Source organism: Nonomuraea sp. NPDC050680 (assembly GCF_040654555.1).
In the GTDB taxonomy this organism is placed as follows: Bacteria; Actinomycetota; Actinomycetes; order Streptosporangiales; family Streptosporangiaceae; genus Nonomuraea.
On the sequence record NZ_JBFAIF010000003.1, the window covers coordinates 409,558 to 431,680 of the forward strand.

General features: G+C 71.3%; 20 protein-coding genes. 7 read left to right on the forward strand and 13 right to left on the reverse strand.

What is annotated here, in order from left to right:
- Window positions 1–265 precede the first annotated feature (265 nt).
- From AB0H88_RS13065 to AB0H88_RS13075, 3 genes are all read left to right on the forward strand, one after another.
- Window positions 266–1,564, forward strand: coding sequence for an ABC transporter substrate-binding protein (locus AB0H88_RS13065; RefSeq protein WP_357643808.1), 1,299 nt, complete (start codon window positions 266–268; stop codon window positions 1,562–1,564).
- A 74-nt stretch (window positions 1,565–1,638) separates the two neighbouring features.
- Complete coding sequence (locus tag AB0H88_RS13070) at window positions 1,639–2,520, forward strand: sugar ABC transporter permease (RefSeq protein ID WP_357643810.1); 882 nt, start codon at window positions 1,639–1,641, stop codon at window positions 2,518–2,520.
- Window positions 2,517–3,374 carry a carbohydrate ABC transporter permease gene (locus AB0H88_RS13075; RefSeq protein ID WP_357643812.1) on the forward strand — a complete coding sequence of 286 codons (858 nt, stop codon included), beginning with the start codon at window positions 2,517–2,519 and terminating at the stop codon, window positions 3,372–3,374. The genes AB0H88_RS13070 and AB0H88_RS13075 overlap by 4 nt, the downstream gene beginning before the upstream one ends.
- 3 nt (window positions 3,375–3,377) lie before the next feature.
- Here the strand turns inward: AB0H88_RS13075 and AB0H88_RS13080 are convergent, their stop codons facing one another.
- The 9 genes from AB0H88_RS13080 to AB0H88_RS13120 form a co-directional block, all read right to left on the reverse strand.
- A complete protein-coding gene (locus AB0H88_RS13080) occupies window positions 3,378–4,397 on the reverse strand; it encodes a 2-hydroxyacid dehydrogenase (protein WP_357643814.1) in 1,020 nt (339 codons plus the stop codon).
- On the reverse strand, window positions 4,394–5,008 hold the full coding sequence (locus AB0H88_RS13085) for a histidine phosphatase family protein (protein ID WP_357643816.1): 615 nt from the start codon (window positions 5,006–5,008) through the stop codon (window positions 4,394–4,396). Before AB0H88_RS13085 ends, AB0H88_RS13080 begins: the two co-directional genes overlap by 4 nt.
- Window positions 5,005–6,504 (reverse strand): FGGY family carbohydrate kinase, encoded by a 1,500-nt coding sequence (locus tag AB0H88_RS13090; protein ID WP_357643818.1) that lies wholly within the window; start codon window positions 6,502–6,504, stop codon window positions 5,005–5,007. Before AB0H88_RS13090 ends, AB0H88_RS13085 begins: the two co-directional genes overlap by 4 nt.
- Complete coding sequence (locus tag AB0H88_RS13095) at window positions 6,501–7,976, reverse strand: FGGY-family carbohydrate kinase (RefSeq protein WP_357643820.1); 1,476 nt, start codon at window positions 7,974–7,976, stop codon at window positions 6,501–6,503. The genes AB0H88_RS13090 and AB0H88_RS13095 overlap by 4 nt, the downstream gene beginning before the upstream one ends.
- Window positions 7,976–9,211, reverse strand: coding sequence for a sugar ABC transporter permease (locus tag AB0H88_RS13100; RefSeq protein ID WP_357643822.1), 1,236 nt, complete (start codon window positions 9,209–9,211; stop codon window positions 7,976–7,978). Before AB0H88_RS13100 ends, AB0H88_RS13095 begins: the two co-directional genes overlap by 1 nt.
- Window positions 9,208–9,999, reverse strand: a complete 792-nt coding sequence (locus AB0H88_RS13105) for an ATP-binding cassette domain-containing protein (protein ID WP_225291926.1) — start codon at window positions 9,997–9,999, stop codon at window positions 9,208–9,210. The genes AB0H88_RS13100 and AB0H88_RS13105 overlap by 4 nt, the downstream gene beginning before the upstream one ends.
- A gap of 18 nt (window positions 10,000–10,017) precedes the next feature.
- A complete protein-coding gene (locus AB0H88_RS13110; RefSeq protein WP_357643824.1) occupies window positions 10,018–11,115 on the reverse strand; it encodes a sugar ABC transporter substrate-binding protein in 1,098 nt (365 codons plus the stop codon).
- Between the two features lie 237 nt (window positions 11,116–11,352).
- Complete coding sequence (locus AB0H88_RS13115; protein ID WP_357643826.1) at window positions 11,353–12,318, reverse strand: sugar-binding domain-containing protein; 966 nt, start codon at window positions 12,316–12,318, stop codon at window positions 11,353–11,355.
- Window positions 12,319–12,452: 134 nt separating this feature from the next.
- On the reverse strand, window positions 12,453–13,478 hold the full coding sequence (locus AB0H88_RS13120; RefSeq protein ID WP_357643828.1) for a winged helix-turn-helix domain-containing protein: 1,026 nt from the start codon (window positions 13,476–13,478) through the stop codon (window positions 12,453–12,455).
- Between the two features lie 111 nt (window positions 13,479–13,589).
- On the opposite strand from AB0H88_RS13120, the gene AB0H88_RS13125 reads away from it, so the two are divergent.
- Window positions 13,590–15,011, forward strand: coding sequence for an MFS transporter (locus tag AB0H88_RS13125; protein WP_357643830.1), 1,422 nt, complete (start codon window positions 13,590–13,592; stop codon window positions 15,009–15,011).
- Here the strand turns inward: AB0H88_RS13125 and AB0H88_RS13130 are convergent.
- Complete coding sequence (locus AB0H88_RS13130; protein ID WP_357643832.1) at window positions 15,000–15,968, reverse strand: LacI family DNA-binding transcriptional regulator; 969 nt, start codon at window positions 15,966–15,968, stop codon at window positions 15,000–15,002. The two genes, AB0H88_RS13125 and AB0H88_RS13130, sit on opposite strands and share 12 nt — an antisense overlap.
- An 81-nt stretch (window positions 15,969–16,049) precedes the next feature.
- Between AB0H88_RS13130 and AB0H88_RS13135 the strand changes: the two genes are divergently transcribed.
- Entirely contained in the window at window positions 16,050–17,231 is a 1,182-nt protein-coding gene (locus tag AB0H88_RS13135; protein WP_357643834.1) for an MFS transporter, read from the forward strand.
- A gap of 13 nt (window positions 17,232–17,244) precedes the next feature.
- Window positions 17,245–17,931 carry a hypothetical protein gene (locus tag AB0H88_RS13140; protein WP_357643836.1) on the forward strand — a complete coding sequence of 229 codons (687 nt, stop codon included), beginning with the start codon at window positions 17,245–17,247 and terminating at the stop codon, window positions 17,929–17,931.
- Here AB0H88_RS13140 and AB0H88_RS13145 read toward each other — a convergent pair.
- Complete coding sequence (locus AB0H88_RS13145) at window positions 17,882–18,439, reverse strand: cysteine dioxygenase family protein (RefSeq protein WP_357643838.1); 558 nt, start codon at window positions 18,437–18,439, stop codon at window positions 17,882–17,884. The genes AB0H88_RS13140 and AB0H88_RS13145 overlap by 50 nt on opposite strands.
- Entirely contained in the window at window positions 18,436–19,296 is an 861-nt protein-coding gene (locus AB0H88_RS13150; RefSeq protein WP_357643840.1) for an amidohydrolase, read from the reverse strand. The genes AB0H88_RS13145 and AB0H88_RS13150 overlap by 4 nt, the downstream gene beginning before the upstream one ends.
- A 213-nt stretch (window positions 19,297–19,509) precedes the next feature.
- On the opposite strand from AB0H88_RS13150, the gene AB0H88_RS13155 reads away from it, so the two are divergent.
- Window positions 19,510–20,514 (forward strand): LacI family DNA-binding transcriptional regulator, encoded by a 1,005-nt coding sequence (locus tag AB0H88_RS13155; RefSeq protein WP_357643842.1) that lies wholly within the window; start codon window positions 19,510–19,512, stop codon window positions 20,512–20,514.
- Between the two features lie 109 nt (window positions 20,515–20,623).
- On the opposite strand, the gene AB0H88_RS13160 is transcribed toward AB0H88_RS13155, so the two are convergent.
- Entirely contained in the window at window positions 20,624–22,120 is a 1,497-nt protein-coding gene (locus AB0H88_RS13160; RefSeq protein ID WP_357643844.1) for an aromatic amino acid ammonia-lyase, read from the reverse strand.
- Between the last annotated feature and the right edge of the window lie 3 nt (window positions 22,121–22,123).

Genomic DNA, 22,123 nt, shown 5'->3' on the forward strand with positions numbered 1-22,123 from the left:
GGGGCGTCGTGGCTCGATCCAATGGGGCGTCGCGTGTCCAGGCGGAGCTTGGCCTCCTCGGAGGGGTGGGGGTCTGGTTCCGGACGCGTGACAGCGGGCTCGAGCCGCGCAGGGCTCGGGCCCGCCCACCACCTGCTGGTCGTCGCGCCTATGCGGACCTGTTACCAGCACATGCCTTGACGGCTCCAAGTGCGAAGTGGGTTGATGGCCCTACTGACAACGTTGTCAACCTTCACCACTCGGGGTTTCGAAGGGACGGTGTGCGATGCGACGACGGTGGTTGGCGGCCGTCGCGATCACTATGGCGAGCGTGCTCGGCCTGGCCGGCTGCGGTGGTAGCGGCGGCGGCGCAACGGCGAGCCCGCAGGCCACGGGTGGCGGCGAGAAGAAGCAGGTCGAGGTGTTCTCGTGGTGGACCGGGCCGGGTGAGGCCGACGGTCTGAAGGCGATGCGGGAGATCTTCGAGAAGCAGAACCCGAACTACACCTTCTTCGACGCGGCGGTCGCGGGCGGCTCCGGCGACAAGGCCAAGGCGCTGCTGCAGTCGAAATTGCAGGCGGACACCCCGCCGGACACCTTCCAGGGTCACGCGGGCGCCGAATTGCAGGGCTACATCAAGGCGGGCGACCTGGAGGACCTCAACTCCCTCTATGACGAGTTGAAGCTGAAGGACGTCTTCCCCTCCCAGCTGATCGACCAGATCAGCGTGGACGGCAAGATCTATTCGGTGCCGGTCAACATCCACCGCTCGAACGTGCTGTGGTTCAACCCGAAGCTGCTTAAGGACGCGGGGATCGCGGCCGCGCCCAAGTCGGTCGACGAGTTCATCGCCGATCTGGGCAAGGTCAAGGCCAAGGGCAAGATCCCGCTGTCCATCGGCTCGGAGTGGACCGTGGTGCACCTGATGGAGAGCGTGCTGCTCGGCTCGCTCGGCACCGACGCCTACAACGCGCTGTTCAAGCCGGGCGCCAACTGGGGCAGCCCCGAGGTGAAGAAGGCGCTGGAGAGCTTCAAGACGATCATGTCCTACGCGGGCGACCCGCAGGACGACTGGCAGCCCGCGGCCAAGCAGGTGGCCGACGGCGAGGCCGCGTTCAACGTCATGGGCGACTGGGCCTACGGCTACTTCCACAACCCGCCGGACGGCGGCCTGGGCAAGAAGTCGAAGGAGGACTTCGACTGGGCGCCCTCTCCCGGAACCGAGGGCACCTACCTGTGGCTGTCCGACAGCTTCACGCTGCCCAAGGGCGCCAAGAACCGTGACGGGGCCATCGCCTGGCTCAAGGTCGCGGCCAGCAAGGAGGGACAGGACGCCTTCAACCCGAAGAAGGGCTCCATCCCCGCCCGTAAGGACGCCGACCAGTCGCTTTACACCGACTACCTGGCGGACGCGCTGAAGGACTGGTCGAGCAACAAGCTGGCCGGCTCCATCCAGCACGGGGTGTCGGTGAACCAGCCGTGGCTGGCCTCGATCACCGAGGCGGTCGGCCTGTTCATCGGCAGCAAGGACGTCGCGGCCCTGCAGAAGGGGCTCGTCGACGCGGCAGCGGCCAACGCGCAGTAAGTGCGGTCACCCGGGTACGGCAGGCGTTTCGCGCCTGCCGTACCTCTTGGAGGGACCTTCGGGAGAGGAATGTTGTGAGGCGGGCACGTACCTGGCTGCCTGGGTTACTCCTCGTCACGCCGTCCATCATCGCGATCGGCGTGTTCGTGTACGGCATGCTGGGCTGGAACTTCCAGCTGGCCATGACCGACAAGCACGACGAGGTGTCCGAGGGCAAGTTCGTCGGGCTGAAGAACTTCGTCGACATCTGGGACCTGCCGCGATGGCACCTCTCGGTGCAGCACGCGATCATGTTCACGCTCGTGTTCGTGCTGGGCGCGCTGGTGCTCGGCTGGTTCCTGGCCTTTCTCATGGAGAAGGGGATCAGGGGCGAGGGGACGTTCCGGGCGATCTATCTGTTCCCGATGGCCATCTCGTTCGTCGCGACCGGCATCGTGTGGCGGTGGCTGATGAACTCGGGGATGGAGCAGCGGGCGGTCGGGCTCAACCGGCTCTTCGACTGGATCGGGCTGCCGCAGTGGCAGTGGTTCCGGGATCCGGACTGGGGGATGGCCGCGATGGCCCTTCCGGCAGTCTGGCAAATGTCCGGATATGTCATGGCACTGTTCCTGGCGGGGTTCCGTGGCGTGCCGGAGGAGCTGCGCGAGGCGGCGCGGGTCGACGGGTGCAACGAGTGGGGCGTCTACCGGTACGTCGTGCTGCCGATGCTCCGGCCCGTGACACTGTCGGCGCTGATCATCCTCGGGCACATCTCGCTCAAGGTGTTCGACCTGATCGTGGCGGTGTCGGGCAAGCAGATCATCACCGACGTGCCCGCCGTGTTCATGTGGGTGGCGGTGTTCGACTCCCACGACCCGGCCAAGGGCGCCACCATCGCCTCGTACATCGTGCTGAGCGTGGCCATCTTCGTCATCCCGTACCTGATCTGGTCCGTGCGTAAGGAGAGGCGTTCATGACCGCGGTGATCGGGCGCCGGCGGGTGTCCAGCGGGGTGCGGCTCGTCCTGCTGATCGCCTTCGTGGTGATCTTCCTGATCCCGATCTACGTCCTGCTGGTCACCAGCTTCAAGCCGCTCACCGAGGCGGATCCCGGCCAGGCGTGGAACCTGCCGCGGACCTGGACCTTCGAGGCGTGGCGCGTGGCGTGGGAGAAGCTGGCCCCCGGCCTGTGGAACTCCGTCCTGCTGGCCGTGCCGGGCTCGCTGCTGTCCTGCGTGCTGGGCTCCATGAACGGCTATGTGCTGTCGAAATGGCGCTTCCCGGGCGCCGACCTGCTGTTCACGCTGTTCCTGTTCGGCATGTTCATCCCCTACCAGGGGGTGATGATCCCGCTGGTGCAGCTCCTGGTGAAGCTCAACGAGGTGACCGGGCTGCAGGGCGTCTTCTACGGCGGCATCCCCGGGCTGACGCTGGCGCATGTGGTCTACGGCATCCCGATCTGCACGCTGATCTTCCGCAACTACTACGTCACCATCCCGGACGAGCTCATCGAGGCCTCGCGGGTGGACGGCGCGGGGATGCTGCGTACGTACTGGTCAGTAGTGCTGCCGGTGTCCGCGCCGGCGATCGCGGTGGTGATCATCTGGCAGTTCACCTCGATGTGGAACGACTTCCTGTTCGCCGTCTTCCTCACCGGGCCGACGAGCTGGCCGACGACCGTCATGCTCAACAACATCGCCGGCGCCCAGGCCACGCCGTACAGCCAGCAGATGGCGGCGGCGATCCTGGCGTCCGTGCCGACGATGCTGATCTACGTGCTGCTCGGCCGGTTCTTCATGCGCGGGCTGATGGCGGGCGCGCTCAAGGGATGAGTTCTAAGGGATGAGCGCCCCGGGGTTGGCCCAGTGCTTGAGCGGTTCCTTGCGGACGTAGCGGGCCACGTCCTCGGCGACGATCGCGGCGGCGTTCATGGCCGTCTCCTTGCTGGCGCCGGCCAGGTGCGGGGTCATCACCAGGTTCGGGGTCGTGAGGAGCCGCGACCCCGCCGGGATGGGCTCCTCGGGGAAGACGTCCACCGCCGCGCCGAACAGGTGACCCGACTCCAGCGCGTCGCACAGGGCGTCGTAGTCGAGCAGCGAGCCGCGCGCGCAGTTGACGATGACCGACCCCCGGGGCATCGCGGCGATCTGCGGGGCGCCGATCATGCCGATGGTCTCGGGGGTGGCTCGCGCGTGCAGGGAGAGGAACTGGGAGCGTTCGAGCAGCTCGTCCAACTCCACCTGTCCTGAAATTTCCACGTAAGGGTCGTAGACCAGGACCTCCGCCCCGAAGCCCTCCAGCATGCGGGCCACCCGGCGGCCGATCGCGCCGTAGCCGACCAGACCCGCCGTGGAGCCCTCCAGCTCGGGCCCGACGTTGTCATAGGTGTAGTAGTCGCCCCGCCAGAGGCCCCCCGCCAGGTCGGCGTGCGTCTGGGGGATGCGGCGGGTGGCGGCGAGGAGCATGGCCAGGGTGTGCTCGGCGGTGGCCACGGCGTTGCGTCCCGGCGCGAACGTGACCGCGACCCCCGCCTCGGTGGCCGCGTCCAGGTTGGCGTTGACCGGGCCGCCCCGGCTGACACAGAACAGCTTGAGCTCCGGGCACGCGTCCAGCACCCGCTTCGTCAGGGGGGCCATCTGGGTCACGCAGATCTCGACGCCGCGCAGCGCCTCGATCAGCTCGTCCTCCACATCGGAGGCCTCGTCCACCTCGCTCACCCGGCCGAAGGGCACCTCCGGCCACGGCAGCGTCAGCTCGCTGATCTCCACGTCACCGGGAACCGCGTGCCGGAGCGCGTCGATGAAGAGGCGGTTCTGGACGAAGTGGTCGCCGGCGGCGAGGACTCGGATGGTCAACGAAGAGCTCCAATCGGGGAGTTGTACCGCAGGATCGCCACCTGGCCGTCCCGCGGGCGGATCTCGGTGATGGCGCAGTTGTCCAGCTTCGGGAAGAGCCGCCGGTACTCGTCCAGTGGCACGCCCATGAGCCGGCACAGCGCGATCCTGATGACGGTCGTGTGGGCGACGACCATCACCCGGCTGTCCGGCTGGGCCGCGGCGATGTCCCGCAGGCACTCGGTGAACCGGTCGGCCGCCAGCTTGGGGTCCTCGCCGCCCGGCAGCGGGTTCGTGGCGGGCCCGGCCTCGAAGGCGGCGCGGGCCTCGGGGAACCGCTCGCGCATCTCCGCCGCGGTCAGCCCGTCGGCCTGGCCGAAGTCGAGCTCCCGCAGCCGCTCGTCCACCCGCAGCTCGACACCCGCCGCCTCGGCGCTGGCGATGGCGGTGACGCGGGCCCTGCTCAGGGTGGACGCCCAGACGGCCGACAGCCCGGCCCGACCGGCCCAGGAGGCCAGCTGCCCGGCCTGGTCGAGGCCGCGCGGGGTCAGCTCGATGTCGCTGAGCCCGGCGTAGCGGTTCTCGGCATGCCAGACGGACTCGCCATGGCGCACCAGTGCGATGTGGGTCATGGCGCGGTCCTCTCACGGGCGTGGTCGGCGGCGCTCGCGGGCAGCCAGCCGCGTCCTTCCAGTTCGGTGACGAAGCGTAGGTAGGTCTCGTCCATGCGGGGTCCGGCCGGGTCCACGACCGCGCGGGTGCGGATCATCCCGGCCGCGTCGCCCTTGTCTCCCGCGGCCAGTACGGCCATGCCGAGCGCCGGCTCGGCGTTCTCCCGCAGCGTGACGGGACGTCCGAGGACGTCGGCGCGCAGCTGGGTCCAGTAGGCGCTCCTGGTGGCTCCGCCGGTCAGCACGATCTCCCCGTCCGCCGGGGCGCCCAGCAGGTCGAGATAGTCGAAGCAGAGCCGCTCGACGAACGCCGCGCCGCGCAGGATCGCCACGTAGCGCTCGACGTCGTCGGCGGGCCGGCCGAGCGTGAACCCCTCGGCCTCGGGCGCCACGAACGGGAACCGCTCGCCGCGCGACACCAGCGGATAGGTGACCACCGGCTCCGTGGCGGTGACGACCGGCTCCCCGGCGCCGCCGGTGGTGGTGGGGCCGAAGCGGGAGATGGAGCCGTAGCGGGCGGCGGCCTGGGCGCTCAGCGCGTCGAGGTCCTGCCCGGCGAACTCGCGGGTCAGCACCCCCGCGCCCGTGCTCGACGCGCCCCCCGGCAGCCACGAGCCGTCCGGCGCGCGGTGGGAGTAGACGACGCCCAGCGGGTCGTGGATCAGCTCCCTGGTGACGCCCTTGAGCACCAGGGTGGTGCCCATGACGGAGTTCCAGCTGCCCGGCGTCATGGCCCCGGCGCCGAGCTGCGCCGCGCACCCGTCGGTGGTCCCGGCGATCACCGGGGTGCCGAGCGGGATGCCGGTGCTCGCGGCGGCCTCGGCGCAGACCGTGCCGAGCGTGGTGCCGGGCCGTACGACGTCGGGCAGCGCCTCGGCGGGCACCCCCAGCTCGTCGAACACCTCGTACGGCCACCGCTCCTCGATCAGGTCCACGCCGGTCTTGAGCGCGTTGCTCAGGTCGGTGGCCACGTCGCGCCCGACCAGGCGCCGGTTCACGAAGTCGTTCTGGTGGGCCAGCCGGGCACCGGGCGGGGCGTCAGGCAGCAGCCACAGCAGCTTGGGCAGCGCCCAGTTGGCCTGCATGCGCTGGTAGCCGAGCCGCTGCCAGACGGCCGCGCCGACCGAGTCGATCCGCGCCACCTCGGCCGCCGCCCGCCGGTCGTCGTACATCAGACCAGGGGTCAGCGGGGCGCCGTCGGGGCCGGTCAGCAGGATCGTGCCGGAGGTCGCGGCCACGGCGACGCCGCGGATCCGCTCCGGCGGCACGTCGCGCAGCGCCTCGCGGGTGGCGGCGGCGAGCTGCCGCCACCACTCCTCAGGGTCCTGCTCGTGCCGGGGCCCGTCGCGGTGGCTGGTCAGCGGCCTGCTCGCCGCGCCGAGCACCTCGCCGCCGTCCGTGACGGCCATCGCCCGGACGCTCTGCGTGCCCAGGTCCACACCGATCCAGACGCTCACGAGCGCCCCCGCATCTCGGCGAGCAGCGGCCATGATCGGGCGCTGGTCTCGCGCAGGGACAGGAAGTCCTGGTACGCCGTGCCGTACGCGCCGGACTCGGGTCGTACGGCATCCCGTAGCCGGACGAACCGGTCCGCCGCGGCCTCGATGCTCGTGGCCGCGCCCGTGGCTACCAGGCCGACCAGGAAGGCGCCCCTGGCGCCGACCTCGGCGTCACCCGATCGGAAGACCGGCAGGCCGGTGACGTCGGAGATCATCCGCAGCCACAGCGCGCTGGCCGAGCCGCCGCCGCACACCCGCAGCTCGTGCGGCCCCTCGCCGGAGGCGGCCAGGCAGTCCTGGATGACCAGCGTGAGCCCTTCGAGCACGGCCCGGGCGACGTGCTCGCGCCCGTGCTCGAAGGACAGGCCGAGGAAGGCGCCCCTGGCCAGCGGATCGGAGAACGGCGCGCGCTCACCGGCCGGGGAGAAGTAGGGCTGGAAGGACAGTCCGCCCGCGCCCGGCGGGCCGGTGGCGGCCAGCTCACTCAGCTCGGCCGGGCCGTCCAGGCCGAGCAGCCGGCAGGCCCACTGGAGGACTTCGGTCCCGGCGAAGGTGGGGAAGGCGCGCAGGTAGCCGTCGGGCATCGCGATCGTGATGCCGACGGGCTCGCCGTCCAGGTCGGGCCGCTCGACGACGGTCTCCGTGCACAGCGTGGTGCCCAGGATGCTGCACGCCTGACCGGGGCCCACGGTGCCGGCGCCGATCGCGGTGGCGGCGATGTCGTAGGGCGCCATCACGACCGGTGTCCCGGCGGGCAGCCCGAGGAGCTCGGCGGCCTCGCGCGTCAGGGCGCCCACGCGGCGCGTGTCGTCGCGCAGTTCGGGCAGCAGGTGTCCGGCCCACTCCAGGCCGAACATGGCCAGGAGCGCGGGGGAGTAGGCGCGGGTGCGCAGGTCCATGAAGGGGGCCGAGCCGTCGGACTCGTCGGCGGCCAGTTCGCCGGTCAGCCGGGAGAAGATCCAGCCGCCGCACGACAGGTTGGCCGCCGAGCGGGCCAGCCGGTCGGGATCGTGCTCGTTCAGCCAGGTCAGGATCGCGTGGGGGAGACCGGAGGCGGCGGAGGAGCCGTTGACGCGGAAGGCGTCGGTGGCCAGCCCCGAGCGGTTCCAGCGGTCGACCGTCGCGGCGGCCCGGCCGTCGTTCCACAGGATCGCCGGACCGGTGGGCCGGCCCGCCGCGTCGACCAGCCAGCAGCCGTCTCCCTGCGCGGTCACGGCGACGAAGTCCGGCGCGGTGCCGAGCCGGGAGGCCACTTCACGGACCGTGCCGGCGACCGCGTCCCAGACGGAGTCCATGTCCTGCTCGGCCTGGCCGGGTGCGGGCCTGGAGACGGTGGTGCCGTGCCGGGCGACGGCCGTCTCGGTGCCTGTCTCGTCGTACCCGACGGCCTTGATGACCGTGGTCCCCGCATCGACGCAGATGACCGCCATCAGGCGCGTCCGTGGGAGGTCCGCGACTTGCGGGCGATCGAGTCGACCACGACCGCGAGCAGCAGGACGATGCCCGTGACCACGAAGCGGATGGAGGAGTCGAGGTTGAGCAGGGTCAGCCCGCTGGAGATCGACTGGATGACGATGATGCCGAGCAGCGCGCCGAAGGCCGTGCCGCGCCCGCCGAACAGGCTCGTCCCGCCGATCACGGCCGCCGCGATGGCGTTGAGGTTGACGTCGCCCGAGCCGCTGCTCTGGTTCGCCGCGGCCAGCCTGGCCGCCGCGAGGATGCCGCCCACCGCCGCGAACGACGAGCAGAGCACGAACACCGAGGTGTAGACGGCCTTGACGTTGATGCCCGCGCGGCGCGCGGCCTCGACGTTGCCGCCGACCGCGTAGACGGCCCGTCCCCACTTGGTACGCGACAGCATGTAGTGCATGATCAGCACCAGCGCCACGAAGAAGATGAACATCCAGCCGACGCCGCGGGTCTGCCCGAGGTAGTAGACCACGAAGGCCAGCACGGCCAGCAGCGCCGCGCTCCTGATGAGCAGCATGGACAGGCTCCTGGCCGACAGCCCGGCCCGCCGCCGCTCCTGGGCGTGCAGGTAGCCGCTGGCGAACAGCCAGACCGCCGCGATCACCGCGAAGCAGTACGACAGCCACGCCGGTACGAAGTCGAGCTGCGCGAAGTTCACCAGGCCCGAGTCGAACGGCAGGTTGATCGAGCCCTTGGTGCCCAGCACGTAGAGCTGCAGTCCGAGGAAGGCCAGCAGCCCGGCCATCGTGATGACGAAGCTCGGCACCCCGAACCGGTTGAACAGCTGCGCGTACACCCAGCCGATCACCGCGCCCATGATGACCGCGGCCAGGATGGCCACCCATATCGGCAGCCCGTTGCTCACGAAGAGCACGGCGAGCACGGCGCCCGACAGGCCGCTGACCGAGCCGACCGACAGGTCGATCTGGCCGACCAGCAGCACGCAGACGATGCCCAGCGCGATGATGCCGGTCGCGGCCGACTCCAGCGTGAGGTTCACCAGGTTCGCGCTGGACAGGAAGATCGGGTTGAGGATCTGCAGCACCGTCCAGATGACGATGAGCCCCACCACGACGGGGATCACACCCAGGTCGCCGCCACGGGCCCGCTCGAGCACGTCGGCGATCGCGCCGCGCAGCCCTTCGTTCCCGCTCAGCCGCTCGTCCTGGCGGTCCGTGGTGAGCGTGCTGTTCATGAGGGCAGACCTTCCTTGCGGCGCGCCTGGCGCTGGGAGACCGCATTGTCGGTGGCGCCGGTGATGGCGGCGATGATCTCTTCGGTGGAGACCGCGCCCACGTCGAACACCCCGTTGTTGCGGCCGAGCCGGAGCACGGCCACGGTGTCGGCCACGGCCTGCACGTCGGCCATGTTGTGGCTGATCATGATGACGCCGAGGCCGTTCTCGCGGAGTCGCTCGACCAGGTTGAGCACCTCCGCCGTCTGGGCGACGCCCAGGGCGGCGGTCGGCTCGTCGAGGATGATCACCTTGGGGTCGCCGAGCAGCGACCTGGCGATGGCCACCGTCTGCCGCTGGCCGCCGGAGAGCGCGGCCACCGGCACGCGGACACTCGGGATCTTCGCCGACAGCTGGCGCAGCAGGTCCCAGGAACGGGTCTCCATCGCCACGTCGTTCAGCCGGAGCGGGCGGACCTCCTGGCCCAGGAACAGGTTCTGGATCACGTTGAGGTTCTCGCACAGGGCGAGGTCCTGGAACACGGTGGCGATGCCGAGCTTGTGCGCCGCCGCCGGCGTCGGGATGTGGATGTCCCGCGACTCGAAGGTGATCGTCCCCGAATCGGGCGGATGCACCCCCGACAGGATCTTGACCAGCGTCGACTTGCCCGCGCCGTTGTCACCGACGATGGCCATGACCTGGCCCGCCGCGACATCGAGGTCGATGTCGGTGAGCGCGGCGACCGCTCCGAACGTCTTGCTGATCCCCCGCAGGGACAGAACGCTGTCCGCTTGCTGTGTGGGCGACAAGGCCGCTCCTCCCTAGCCTTACTTGATGCCGAGCTCGGCGCAGCCCTTGGCGTATTCGCCGGTGCACACTTCGCCGGCCTTCATGATGCCGCTGTCGAACAGGACCGCCTTGATGTTCTCCTTGGTCACGACCGTGGGGACGAACAGCTGGGACGGAGTGTTGTAGAGCGTGGTCTTGCCCGCGGGCTTCTTGCCCTGCATGAACTGGTAGGCGACGTCGGCCGACGCCTCCGCCACGATCTTGATCGGCTTGGAGATCGTGTTGTACTGGTCGCCCGCGATGATCCGCTGGGCTGCGGCCGGCTCGGCGTCGTTGCCCGTGACCGGCGGTACCTTCACGCCGGCCGCCTTGAACGCGGCGATCGAGCCGCCGCCGGTGCCGTCATTGGCCGCGACCACGCCGGCGATCTGGTCCTTGAACTGCGTGATCTGGCCGCTGACCCAGGTCTGGGCCTTCTCCGGCTGCCAGTCGGGGGTGTCGTACTCGGCCAGCAGCTTGAAGCCGCTCGGGTCGATCGCGCTGTGGATGCCCTTCTTGATCAGGCCGGCCGCCGCGTCCGTGGGCGAGCCGTTGACCTCCAGGAGGCCGCCCTGGATGTTCTCCTTCTTGAGGTGGTCGACCAGGGACTGGGCGATCATGTTGCCGATCTTCTCGTTGTCGAACGAGATGTAGTAGTCGGCGGGCGTGGCCGGGATCGGCCGGTCGTAGGCGATGACCGCCACACCCTGCGACTGCGCCGTCTTGACCATCGTGGCCGCGGCGGCCGAGTCGACCGGGTCGAGCACGATGGCCTTGACGCCCTGCGCCATGGCCGAGTTCGCCTGTTGCTGCTGCTTGGCCGCATCGGAGTCGGCGTTCTGGTAGATGACCGTGCAACTCGGGCAGAGCTGCTTCATCTTGGCCTCGAACAGCGGCTTGTCCTGCAGTTCGTACCTGGTGGAGGCGAGGTCGGGCATGAGGAAGGCCACCTTGGCGTTCTCCGCGCCGCCGCCCGCCTTGGTGCCGCTGGAGCCGCTGTCACCACCGGTGGAACCGGAGCCGCAGGCGGCCAGCGCCGACCCTGCGATGACTACAACCGCGGCGAACGCGGAGGTCCGCATCTGAACTCTCTTCACGGGTTCTTTCCTCACTCACTACGTCCTCACGGACTCGCTGATCGCGTCGCTCCCCCGAAAACGCCACGGGAGACAAGCCGCTCACAACCGGCCACGTCCTGTGGTGCGGCTCACGCTAGCGCGAGGTCTGAATAATTGTCCAGCAAAAGTGTTCAGGGGCTGAGCCTGGTTTTAGTCAAGAAGTGGTCGTTTGGGGTTCGTTCCCGGTTTGTCGGCTGTTTATCAGGGACGTCGTTGTCAGGAGCGTCGGGCGGCGGCGAGGAGGCCCTCGGCGGTCAGGACGTCGGTGACCAGCTGGTTGAAGTAGCCGCCCCTGGCGCCCGCGATGATGGACAGCACCTTCTCGGCGCCCACCGCGACGGCGATCGAGGACGGGATGCGGCGTAGTTCGTGCAGGCCGGGGGCCACCAGGCGCTCGCTGCCCGGGTAGGAGACCGGCTCGCCGGCGCGGTCGTAGACGCGCATGCAGACGTCGCCCACGGCCTCGCGCAGGCTCTCCGCGTCGCGCGGCATGAAGGCGGGCACGACCTGCCGCATCAGCGGCGCGGAGCCGACGCCGACGATGGCGCACTTGGCGTGCGCCCACAGGTCCATGACCTTGCGCACCGACGGCTCGTGCTGGAGCGAGTAGAACAGCTCGGGCCCCGGCAGCGCGGGTGCGTACAGGTAGCTGGGCACACCGCCGACGCGTTCGGCCAGGATGCGGGTGGTCTCGTTGGTCTGGAACCACGGCTGCGGCTCCTCCTGCCCGCCCACGGCCGGTGCGATGGTGACGCCGGGGAACTGCCCGAGCCCTTCGCGCGCGCACTCGTACACCGTGCTGCCGGACGAGACCAGTACCACGTCGCCCGACTCCAGCCCGACCCCGGCCAGGGCACGGGCCAGCGCCGGAGCCAGCCAGGGGCCCAGCGCCGGGCCGCTTACCTTGGGGACCAGATGGACGCGCCGCAGCCGCAGCGCCTCGGCCACGCTGGCGGCCAGAGGGCCGTCCTCGAGGGTGGCGGGCCGGTGCACCTTGATCTCGACGATGCCCTGGCGGCGGGCCTCGGTGAGCAGCCGGCTCACGGTCGCCCTGCTGACGCCCAGCCGCTTGGCGATGTCGGCCTGGGTGGCGTCCTCGAGGTAGTACTGGGTCGCTGCCGCGTACATGAGATCGTGCGGGAACCGGGCCTGCGCCTCTGGCGCGACATCGGCGGCCTTCATGCGCGCGCTCCCTCGGGCCTGAACACTTGTGCTGGACGGATGTGACTATACCTTCGTGCCCTCGGGGCAAGGGGGTATCGAGTCCGCCGAACTATCATCGGTCCTCGCGCGCGTCCCGAATACCGCGGATCACCTCACGCCTCCGGGCCCGCGCTTCCGGCGCCTCCGATACCTGCGGCGCTTCCCATGACGAGGGCGTCGCCGAGTGAGGTGCGGGCGTAGAGGACGGCGCGGCCGGTGCGGGTGCCCGCGATGAGGCCGGTGCGGCGCAGGGCGGCCAGATGGCCGCCGGTGGTGCCGAGGCTGTGCCCGAGCAGGGCGGCGAGGTGGGTGGTCGTGGCGGGCACGGCGAGTTCGGCGAGGATGCGGGCCCGGGTCCGGCCGATCAGCCCCGCCAGGCCCGCTCCCGCGCCCGTCACGGGCGCCTCGACGGCCGTGCCGCGGGCCGGGTACGTGAGCGCGTACGGCCAGGCGTCCTCCAGGTAGGCGCCCACGGCGGGTACGAACGCCGACGGCAGGAACAGCAGCCCCTTGCCGCCGAGCCGGTGCCGCTCGTCGCTCCGGCCCATCCGGACCTCGATGTACCCGTCGCCGTGCCACCGGACCTGCTCGCTCAGGTCGTCGAGCGCGGCCGCCCAGCCGTAGGCCGCGAGCCGGCCCGCCCGCTGCACCACGTCGCGCTCCAGGATCGCCTGGAAGCGCGGCCAGTCCGCGGAGAGGATCTCCGTCCACAGCACCTCGTAGGCGTCGGCCAGCACCTGGACTACGTCGGGTCCGAGCAGCAACTCCCTGGTCCACTCCGGCACGGGCGGCCGCTGGGCCAGGACGGAAGCGATCTCGCCGTGCGCCTGTTCGACCGGAGTCGTGCGCATGGCCGCCAGTTCGGTCTCGAACGGCACGCTCATCCCGGCGGGCGGCGGCGCGATGAAGTCGACGTTGTCGCTGCCCTTGTTACCGGTGATCGCCGCCATGGCGCGCAGGGCGGGGTGACGGCCGGCGAGCTCCTTGTACCGCTCGCGCCACCTGTCCACCCAGCGCCGGTGCGCGCCCGCCCTGGTACGGCCTTCGAGCACCCACTGCGCGTGCATGGTCTCGATCAGCGGCGAGATGGCGAACCGGCTGGCCACCAGGTCCTGCGGGGTGACCTCGATCCTGAACACCTTTCGTTTATATCCGAAAGCTTCGCCTTCGCCGGGCATGGTCGCGCAGCATCGTGACCGGCGATTCCGAGACCTCCCTCCGGAGCCGCCCTTTCGATGTGGGGGTGCGGGTTGACCGAGCGTGGGGCCACCTTCGGGCAGGTGTTCGCGGTACGGGAGTTCCGGGTGCTGTTCGGCAGCTTCGCGCTGCTGATCTCCGGGGACTCGATCAAGATGCTGGCGCTGTCGGTGCTGGTGTACGCGGAGACGGGGTCGCCTGGGCTCTCGGCCGCCGCGTACATGGCCGGGTGGCTGCCGTACATCCTGGGCGGGATGTTCCTGCTCTCGCTGGCCGATCGGCTGCCCCCTCGGGCGGTGATGGTCGTGGGCGAGCTGGTCAGGGTGGTGGTGTGCCTGCTGCTGGCCTTCGCCGGACTGCCGGTGCCGGTGATGCTCGGGCTGGTGCTGGTGACGGGGCTGTTCGCGCCGGTGTTCGGGGCGGCGCGCAGTGCGTTGCTGCCCGACATACTGCCCGGGGACGCGTTCGTGCTGGCGCGGTCGCTGATGGGGGTCACCTCGGCGGGCGCCCAGATCGCGGGGCTGGCCGTGGGGGGTGCCTTCCTGGCGGTCACGGGGCCGCGCGGGGCGCTGGCGGTCACGGCGGCGCTCTCGGCGGTGGCCGCCCTGGTGCTCCGGTACGGCCTGCCTCACCGTCCCGGCCGGAGCGCGGCTGCCAGTGGTACGGCGGCTGCCGGTAGTACGGCGGCTGGTGGCGCGGCGGTGGGTGGTGCGGAGGCGGCTCGCGGCGCGGGCGGTGGGGCCGTGCGGGTGACTCTGCGGGTGAATCGGTCGCTGATGGTCGATCGGCGGGTGCGGGGGCTGGTGCTGGCGAGTTGGCTGCCGATCATGTGCCTGGCCGGGGCCGAGGCGATGGTCGTGCCCTATCTGGGTGGTCAGGGGCAGGCGGGGGTGGTGCTGGCGGCGGCGGCCGGCGGGATGGCGGTCGGGGAGTTCACTGTGGGGCGGTTCGCGGCTCCGGCGGTCAGGGAGCGGCTGTCGCTGCCGTTGGCGGTGCTGATCGGGCTGCCGTGGCTGGCCTTCCTGATGGCGCCTGGCGTGGCGTGGGCGGCGGTGCTGGCCGCCGTGTCCGCCGCCGGGGTGTCCTACCAGCTCGGGTTGCAGCGGCGCTTCGTGGACGCGGTGCCGGAGGAGGTGCGCGGCCAGGCGTTCGGGCTGCTGTCGGCCGGGCTGATGACCGGGCAGGCGATCGGCGCGGCGGTGATCGGCGTCCTGAGTGAGGCGATCGGCCCGGGACCGGCGATCTTCGCGGCGGGCATCGCGGGCGTCCTCGTCGCCCTGGCCCTGTCAGGCGCACTACGCCCGGAAGCTCGCCCGGCCGGAGACCTCAGCCCGGCTCCGGCTGGAGATCTCCGCCCCGCCGCCGCCGCCGGAGACGCGACGCCAGGGCGGGCGTCCCCGCCTCCGCCGGAGACGCCCGCCCTGGCGTCGGCGGAGACGCTGGTCCCGAGGCGGGTCCGGAGGTCACGGAGGTAGTTCGCCCGAGCCGCGGGGGATGAGGCGCACCGGCAGCTCGACGTGCTCCGACGGCCCTCCGTCCCCTGCCAGGCGGCGGAACAGCAGCTCGGCGGCCACCCGGCCCATCCCGGCCGGGTCCTGGGCCACCACCGTCACCCCGGGCGTCAGCAGGTCGGCCAGTTCGAAGTCGTCGAACCCGACCAGCCCCATCCGCCGCCCGCCCAGGACGCGCAGCGCGGTCACGGTGAGCCGCCCGTTGCCGGTGAACAGGGCGGTCGGCGGCGAGTCCAGCGCCAGCATGCGCTCCAGGTCGTCCCGGACCGTATCGGGCGCGGGCCCGCGCATCGCCACCAGCCGGGGGTCGAAGAGCGGGCCGAGGGCCGCGCGGTAACCCGCCAGCCGCTCGGCCGCCGTGAAGATCGACGGATGGTCGCCGAGCATGGCGATCCGGCGGTGACCGTGCGCCAGGAGGTGGCCGACGGCCTCCCTGGCGCCGCCCGCGTTGTCGCTGAGCACGGTGTCGACGTCCAGCCCGGGCCCGGGCGGTCGGTCCGCGAACACCGCGGGCGTCCCGGCGTCGAGCTCGGCACGCAGGTAGGAGTGGTCGTCACCGGCGGGCACCACGATCAGACCGTCGACCCGGCGGGCGCAGAAGGTGCGCACCAGCTCGCGCTCCCTGGCCGGCTTCTCGCCGGACGAGCCGCTCAACAGCAGGCAGCCCTCAACGATGACCACCTCCTCCACCGCCCGGCTCAGCCCCGCGTAGAACGGGTCGGCGACGTCCTCGATGACCAGCCCGACGGTCGAGGTGCGGCCCCTGCGCAGCACTCTGGCGCTCTCGTTGCGGCTGTAGCCCAGCCGGTCGATGGCCTCGCGCACCCGTTGGGCCGTCGCCGGGTTGACGCCCGGCTCGCCGTTCACGACGCGCGAGACGGTCTTGAGTGCCACCCCGGCTGCCAGGGCGACATCCTTCATCGTCGGTCTCACCCTTGGATCCTTTCCCAAGTAGGACGCCTAGACAACGTTGTCAAAGGGTTATGGGAGAGTAGAGGTTCTATGTCGTTGAGATCCGCACTCCTCATCGCCGGGTTCGTGCTGGCCGCGCTGAACCTGCGGCCCGCGATCGCCGGCGTCTCCCCGCTCCTCGACGAGATCATGAACGACGTCGGCCTCACGCCCGCCGCCGGCGGCGGGATCACCACGGTGATGGTGGTCTGCCTGGGCGTGTTCGGGCCGATCGCGCCGCTGCTCGCGCGCCGGATCGGGCTGGACCGTACGCTGCTCGCCGGGCTCCTCGTGCTGGCCGCCGGCGTGGTGCTGCGCGGCCTCGACGGCGTCCCCGCGCTGTATGTGGGCTCGGCGATCGCGGCCACCGCCATCGCCGTGATGAACGTGGCCATGCCCGGCATCACCAAGGAGTACTTCCCCGACCGGGTCAACCTGATGACCGGCGTCTACAGCTCCGCGATCGTCGGCGGCGCCGCGTCCGCCTCGGCGCTGGTGATCCCCATTGAGCATGCCACGGGCTACGGCTGGCGGGGGGTGTCGGCGCTGATGGCCGTGCCCGCGCTGCTGGCCGCGCTGCTCTGGCTGCCGCAGGCGCTGCGCGGGCAGGCCGGGCCGCAGGGCGGGCCGCGGCCGTTCGGGGTGGTGCTGCGCAGCCGGGTCACCTGGTACGTGACCGCGCTGATGGGTCTGCAGTCGTTCACCTTCTACGTGCTGCTGGCCTGGCTGCCGACGATCTTCCATGACGCCGGCCTGCCCGCCGACCAGGCCGGCTACCTGCTCAGCGTGACGAACCTGGTCCAGGTGGGCGCCACGCTGGCCGTGCCGGTCCTGGCCGGGCGGCGGCCGTCGCAGGTGCCGTTCGTGATCGGGGCGGGGCTGCTGACTGTGGCCGGGTACCTCGGCATGTTGCTGGCCCCGGTCGCCGCGCCGTGGCTGCCGTGGCTGTGGATGGTCGTGCTCGGGGTCGGGCAGGGGGGCTCGTTCGCGCTGGCGCTGCTGCTGATCGCGCTGCGTGCGCCCGACCCGGCGTCGGTGACCGCGCTGTCGTCGGTCGCCCAGTCGGTGGGGTACGCGGTGGCCGCGCTGGGGCCGGTGCTGTTCGGGCTGCTCAGGCAGGTCTCCGGCGGGTGGACGGTGCCCTTGCTGACAGGGCTCGGGGTGCTGGGGGCGCAGCTCCTGGCCGGCTGGTTCGCGGGGCGCCCTGCTACGTTGGACAAGGCTTACCGGTAGCGGAAGGACTCACGTGCTGACGGAGGCGCTGCAGCGGTTGGCCGACGAGCGCGGCGGGGTGATCGGGGTCGAACCCGGCCTGGTCATCACGCCGGACGAGACCTGGACGGCCGCCTCGGAGCTGCTGCGCCCGCCGTACACACTGCTGGCGGAGCTGGTCGACGAGACGGCGGCGCGCTGGAGCGCTCCGCGCCACGTCGGTGCCGCGCTGTTCTGGAAGACCTACGGCTATTGGCACACGATGCCGATGGCGCTCGGCTGGGCGCTCGATGGGCGGGTGCCGACCATGCGGCCGGCCGACACGTACTTCAAGGTGTCCGGGGCGGGGGTGACGATCGCGGCCTCCCGCGTGAGCTGGGGCTCCGGCGTCGCGCCGATCAGGCAGGCGCTGGCCGAGTCGCAGGAGCCGCTCGTACGCGTGCTCAGCCGGATGGCCAGAGTGGGTGAGCGGACGCTCTGGGGCTCGACCGCGGAGGCGTTCGCCCACCCGTTGACGCAGTTCGTGGCGGGTGACTACATGGCGCTGCTGGCCGAGATCGGCAAGCCGGTCGACGGGCTGATCGAGCCCGCCGACGACGGCTATTTCCGCAAAACCTGCTGCCTGTGGATCGCGCTGCCCGACGTGGAGCCCTGCGCGAGCTGCTGCGTGCTCAGGCCACGACCGCGTCGTCCATCGGACGAAGCTCGTCGGCGTAGCTGACCGAGACGCGGCGCATGACGCCGGTGTCGTCGATGGAGTACTGGCCGAGCCGCCACAACGGCGGCGAGTAGGCGTGGATCGAGACGCTGTTGTCCACGGTGCCGTTGAGCCGGTGGATGTGGTCCGGGCCGAAGGAGAACGACTGGCCCTCCGACACCACGGTCTCCAGGTGCTCGCCGCCGATGCGCGGGTTGCACTCCAGCAGCGCGCCCTGAACCACGTGGACCGCGCCCGAGGAGATGTCGTGGTCGTGCCAGCCGGTGTCGTCCTCGGGCCGCCAGCACAGCAGCCAGACGTCGACGTAGGCGTCACGGTAGAGCGAGGCGTAGTGCCGGCCGCCGTCGGCGGGGAACTCCACCTGGTCGCGCCACTCGGCCGGGTCGGCTGCCAGGTCGTTCACCAGCTTGCGCAGCTCGCGCCGGTCCAGTGTGCGCTCCGGGAGCCGAGCACAGGCACCCCCGTCCTGGGTTCGATTCATGCCGGGGTGCTCGAGGACTTGCTCGCTCACGTACGGGTCTCCTTTCGGCCGAGTAGACGACGGGGGTTGGTGACCCGGATGGCGTGGGCGGCTGCCTCGCCGAGTCCCGGGTCGGGTGCGGTGGCGTAGGGGGCGTCGGAGCCGTTGACCACGACGTCGACGCCGAGCTCGCGGACGATCGCGTCGATCGCGCGCGGGCCGTACGAGGAGGTCTCCACGAAGCAGCCGGGGTCCACCAGGCCGCGGCCCGTCCCGCCCCTCGCGATCAGTCGCTCCGAGTGGAGCGGGGCCAGCCCGGCCAGCAGCGCGAAGCACACGCGCAGCCTGGGATGGCGCGGCCGGACGACCGCGTGGAAGTAGTGCCACGACGCGTGCATCTGCTGGACGTACGGCACGAGCGCGGGCCACCAGGACGGTGTGCCGGGCGTGGCGGCGGCCGGGCCCGGATGGATGAACAGCGGCAGGTCCCGGTCCGTGAGCACGCCCAGCAGGCGGTCGTCGGGCAGGGCCGTCGCGGGGATCTGCAGCCCGGCGAACCCGCGGTCGAGGTCCTTGGCCAGGCGGTCGGGGTCGGGCTCGCTGTGGCAGGTCGAGGCCCATGCGCCGAACGGCTCGGGCAGCCCGAGCGCGCCCTCGTGGTAGGCGTCGAGCAGCGGCCACGCCTCCTCCGGAGGCAGGAACTCGATGCCGAGCGGGCTGGACAGCGAGACCAGGGCCAGCTCCAGCCCGGTGACGTCCCGGTCGGTGTGGTCGGCGGGGTCGACCTCGTAGGGCGGCTCGCCGTCGAGGATCAGCGTCCAGCCGTCGAGGTAGGGGGGCGTGGTCCGGGCGCGGAGCGCTTCGACGAATGTTCCGGTCCACAAATGCTGATGGATGTCGATGATCACGACCACACCTCCCTCTATTTCCTACTAGTATTGCAGGTAAACCTATCACGCTGGAACTTCAAGGTTGTGAACCGTTTCAGTGATACGGTTCAGTGAACCGCTTCACCGGACAAATGTCAACGGTTGGCCGCATGCCCCCCGAGGGGGACGAACCCCGCCGGCGGTCTCTTCGGCATGCGAGCTTCTGTCGGTGCCACGCAATAGGCTGGCTGGATGCCGCGGAAGAGAGCGACGATCCGGGAAGTGGCCCAGGCGACCGGTCTGTCGCCGGCCGCTGTCTCCTACGCGCTGCGTGGCATGCAGGTCTCCGAGGAGACCATGGAGCGGGTCCGCGCCGCCGCCGCGGAGCTCGGCTACGAGGCCGACCCCATCGCCAGGGCCCTGGCCAGCGGGCGCACCAACATGATCGGGCTGCTCTGCGGCTCACTCGAGGACCTGTGGCAGCAGTCGCTGGCCGTCGGCATCAGCAGGGGCCTGCGGGAGAAGGACCGCTACGCGCTGATCCTCGACGCGGTCGGCGACCCGGCCCGCGAGCGGGCGCTGGCCCAGCAGCTGCGCGACCAGCGGGTCGACGGCATGATCGTGCAGCCCGTCGACCCGGCGGCGCCGTTCTGGTCGGAGCTGTGCGAGTCGCTGCCGGTGGTGGCGATCGGCGACTCACTGGCGGGCACGGCCGGCGAAGTGGTCTTCGACAACCGCCGCGGCGTCACCCTCGCGCTCGAACACCTCCATGCCCTGGGCCATCGGCGGATCGCCCTCCTGACGCCGACCATGACCAGCACCCCCGACCGTCCGGCCGACGTGCTCGTCACCGCCGAAGCCGACCGCCTCGGCCTCGACATCGTGGTGGCCACCGCGCCCCACGGCCTGGCGGCGGCCACCGACGCGGCCCACCGCATCCTCGACGCCCACCGGCCGAGCGCGGTGTTCTGCTTCGCCGACTCGATCGCCTACGGCGTCTACGCGGCGGCGGCGGAGCTGGGGCTGTCGATCCCGGGCGACGTCTCGGTCATGGGTTACGACAACCACCCGATGTCGGGCCTGCTCACGCCGGGGCTCACGACGGTCGACTGGGACATCGACGGCATCGTGCGAGCGGCCGTACGCCTCATGTCGGCGGCGGCCGACGGGGGGACACGGCGCCGCCGGGTCGTGCAGCAGCCGACACTCCGCGAACGCGGCTCGGTGGGGCGCCTGCCGGGCGTGGGCGGGCCGTAACGGCGGGCGGTGTGTGTTCCGCGGGCCGTAACGGCGGGCGGTGTGTGTGTTCCGCGGGCCGTAACGGCGGGACGTCTGTGCCGGTCAGCGGCCGTCTTCCTGGAGGTCCTCAGCCCCGTGCGGTGGGTGGCGGGTTCCCACCGCTTGCCGTACAAGATCGAAAAGGTTGTGAGAGCAGCGCCCGTGCGGCGTCGAGGTCATCCGAGAGGGGACGGTCGGGGACATCGGGGCCCCTTGTGGCGGCGACGCGCTCGCAGGCGAGCACGATCTCCAGCGGCTCCACGCAGCGCAGGGCATAGCGCGCGGCCTGCGTCGCGAACCCCGCGTGATCCTCTGTCCCCCGGGAGATGACGGCGGTCGCGGCCGTGACCGGGTTCGCGAGGTGGCGCAGCTCGGCCAGCGCGTCCTGAGCCACATACTCTAGGATCAACGCCCCCGACCCGCCCGGCCGCGCCGCCAGGAACGGCAGCCGCCCCGTGTAGGCGGGCTCCATGAGCGTGGCCAGCCTGGCCACGCTGAGCTGGGCCGTCGGCACCAGCGCCGCGCGCAGCGCGTCGAGGGCCAGCGCGACCGGGGCCGAGTGGAAGTTTCCGTTGTGCCAGGCCAGCGAGTCGGCGATGAGCGGGTTCTCGGTGGCGGCGTTGAGGTCGGTCTCGACGACGCTCCCGGCGCGGCCGAGCGCGTCCAGCGCGGCACCGTGCACCTGGGCGAACGCGCGGTAGCCGTACGGGTCCTGGATGCGCGCGGCGAGCTCCCGCGAGAGCAGCCCGCGCAGGCGGGCGGCCGTGGTGGCCTGGCCGGGGTGCGGCCGGGCCTCCTGTACGGCGGCGGCCAGCGGCTCGGCCGAGGCCGACACCGCGACGAAGCTGAACGCCGCCACGTCGACGGCGGCGTCCAGCAGGACGCGCAGCCGGTGCACGGCGATGGCGGCGTCGGCCAGCGTCGCGGCCCCGGAGCTGATGAACGGCAACGCGTCACCGGACGCCAGCGGATAACGGGGCCCGCCCACCGGAGCCGTCGTTCCTTCCCCGGCGGCCGGTACGTCCGTGGCCTTCGGTCCCGGTCCGGCCGTCGGTTCCTGCCGAGACATTGGTCCAGACATTGGTTCCTGCGGAGAGGTTGGCCCAGACATTGATCCCTGCGGAGACGTTGGTCCCTGCCAGGACATTTCTCCCAGGAGGCACAGCGCGGTGGTGGCGAGGGCGGTCAGGTCGCCGGTGCCGATGGCGCCGTAGGTACGGATCGGGGGCGTGAAGCCGTCGTTGATCGCCTCCGCCAGCACCGGCAGCACGCCAGGATCGACGCCCGAGCCGCCCGCCAGCAGCTGGTTGAGCCGTACCACCAGCATCGCCCTGGCCCGCTCTGGCGCCACGAGTGGCCCGGCTCCGCCCGCGTGGCTGCGCAGCAGGTCGAGCCCGCCCTCCTCGACGCCCACGTCCTTGTTGGCGCCGACCCCGGTGCTCTGGCCGTAGACGGGGCCGGTCAGCCCCTGGGCGGCACCCCACGCCGCCCGGGCCCGATCCAGTGAGGAGATCGTGACCCGGGCCGCGCCGTACGCCACCGCATGGACCTGCGCGCAGGTCAGACCGGCACCGTCGAGTTCCATCGG

What these genes read in the sequence shown, in the direction of transcription:
- AB0H88_RS13065 (WP_357643808.1), top strand. Translation starts at nt 266, where the DNA reads ATGCGACGACGGTGGTTGGCGGCCGTCGCGATCACTATGGCGAGCGTG.
- AB0H88_RS13075 (WP_357643812.1), top strand. Translation starts at nt 2,517, where the DNA reads ATGACCGCGGTGATCGGGCGCCGGCGGGTGTCCAGCGGGGTGCGGCTC.
- AB0H88_RS13085 (WP_357643816.1), bottom strand. Translation starts at nt 5,008, where the DNA reads ATGACCCACATCGCACTGGTGCGCCATGGCGAGTCCGTCTGGCATGCC.
- AB0H88_RS13095 (WP_357643820.1), bottom strand. Translation starts at nt 7,976, where the DNA reads ATGGCGGTCATCTGCGTCGATGCGGGGACCACGGTCATCAAGGCCGTC.
- AB0H88_RS13100 (WP_357643822.1), bottom strand. Translation starts at nt 9,211, where the DNA reads ATGAACAGCACGCTCACCACGGACCGCCAGGACGAGCGGCTGAGCGGG.
- AB0H88_RS13115 (WP_357643826.1), bottom strand. Translation starts at nt 12,318, where the DNA reads ATGAAGGCCGCCGATGTCGCGCCAGAGGCGCAGGCCCGGTTCCCGCAC.
- AB0H88_RS13130 (WP_357643832.1), bottom strand. Translation starts at nt 15,968, where the DNA reads ATGAAGGATGTCGCCCTGGCAGCCGGGGTGGCACTCAAGACCGTCTCG.
- AB0H88_RS13135 (WP_357643834.1), top strand. Translation starts at nt 16,050, where the DNA reads ATGTCGTTGAGATCCGCACTCCTCATCGCCGGGTTCGTGCTGGCCGCG.
- AB0H88_RS13155 (WP_357643842.1), top strand. Translation starts at nt 19,510, where the DNA reads ATGCCGCGGAAGAGAGCGACGATCCGGGAAGTGGCCCAGGCGACCGGT.
- AB0H88_RS13160 (WP_357643844.1), bottom strand. Translation starts at nt 22,120, where the DNA reads ATGGAACTCGACGGTGCCGGTCTGACCTGCGCGCAGGTCCATGCGGTG.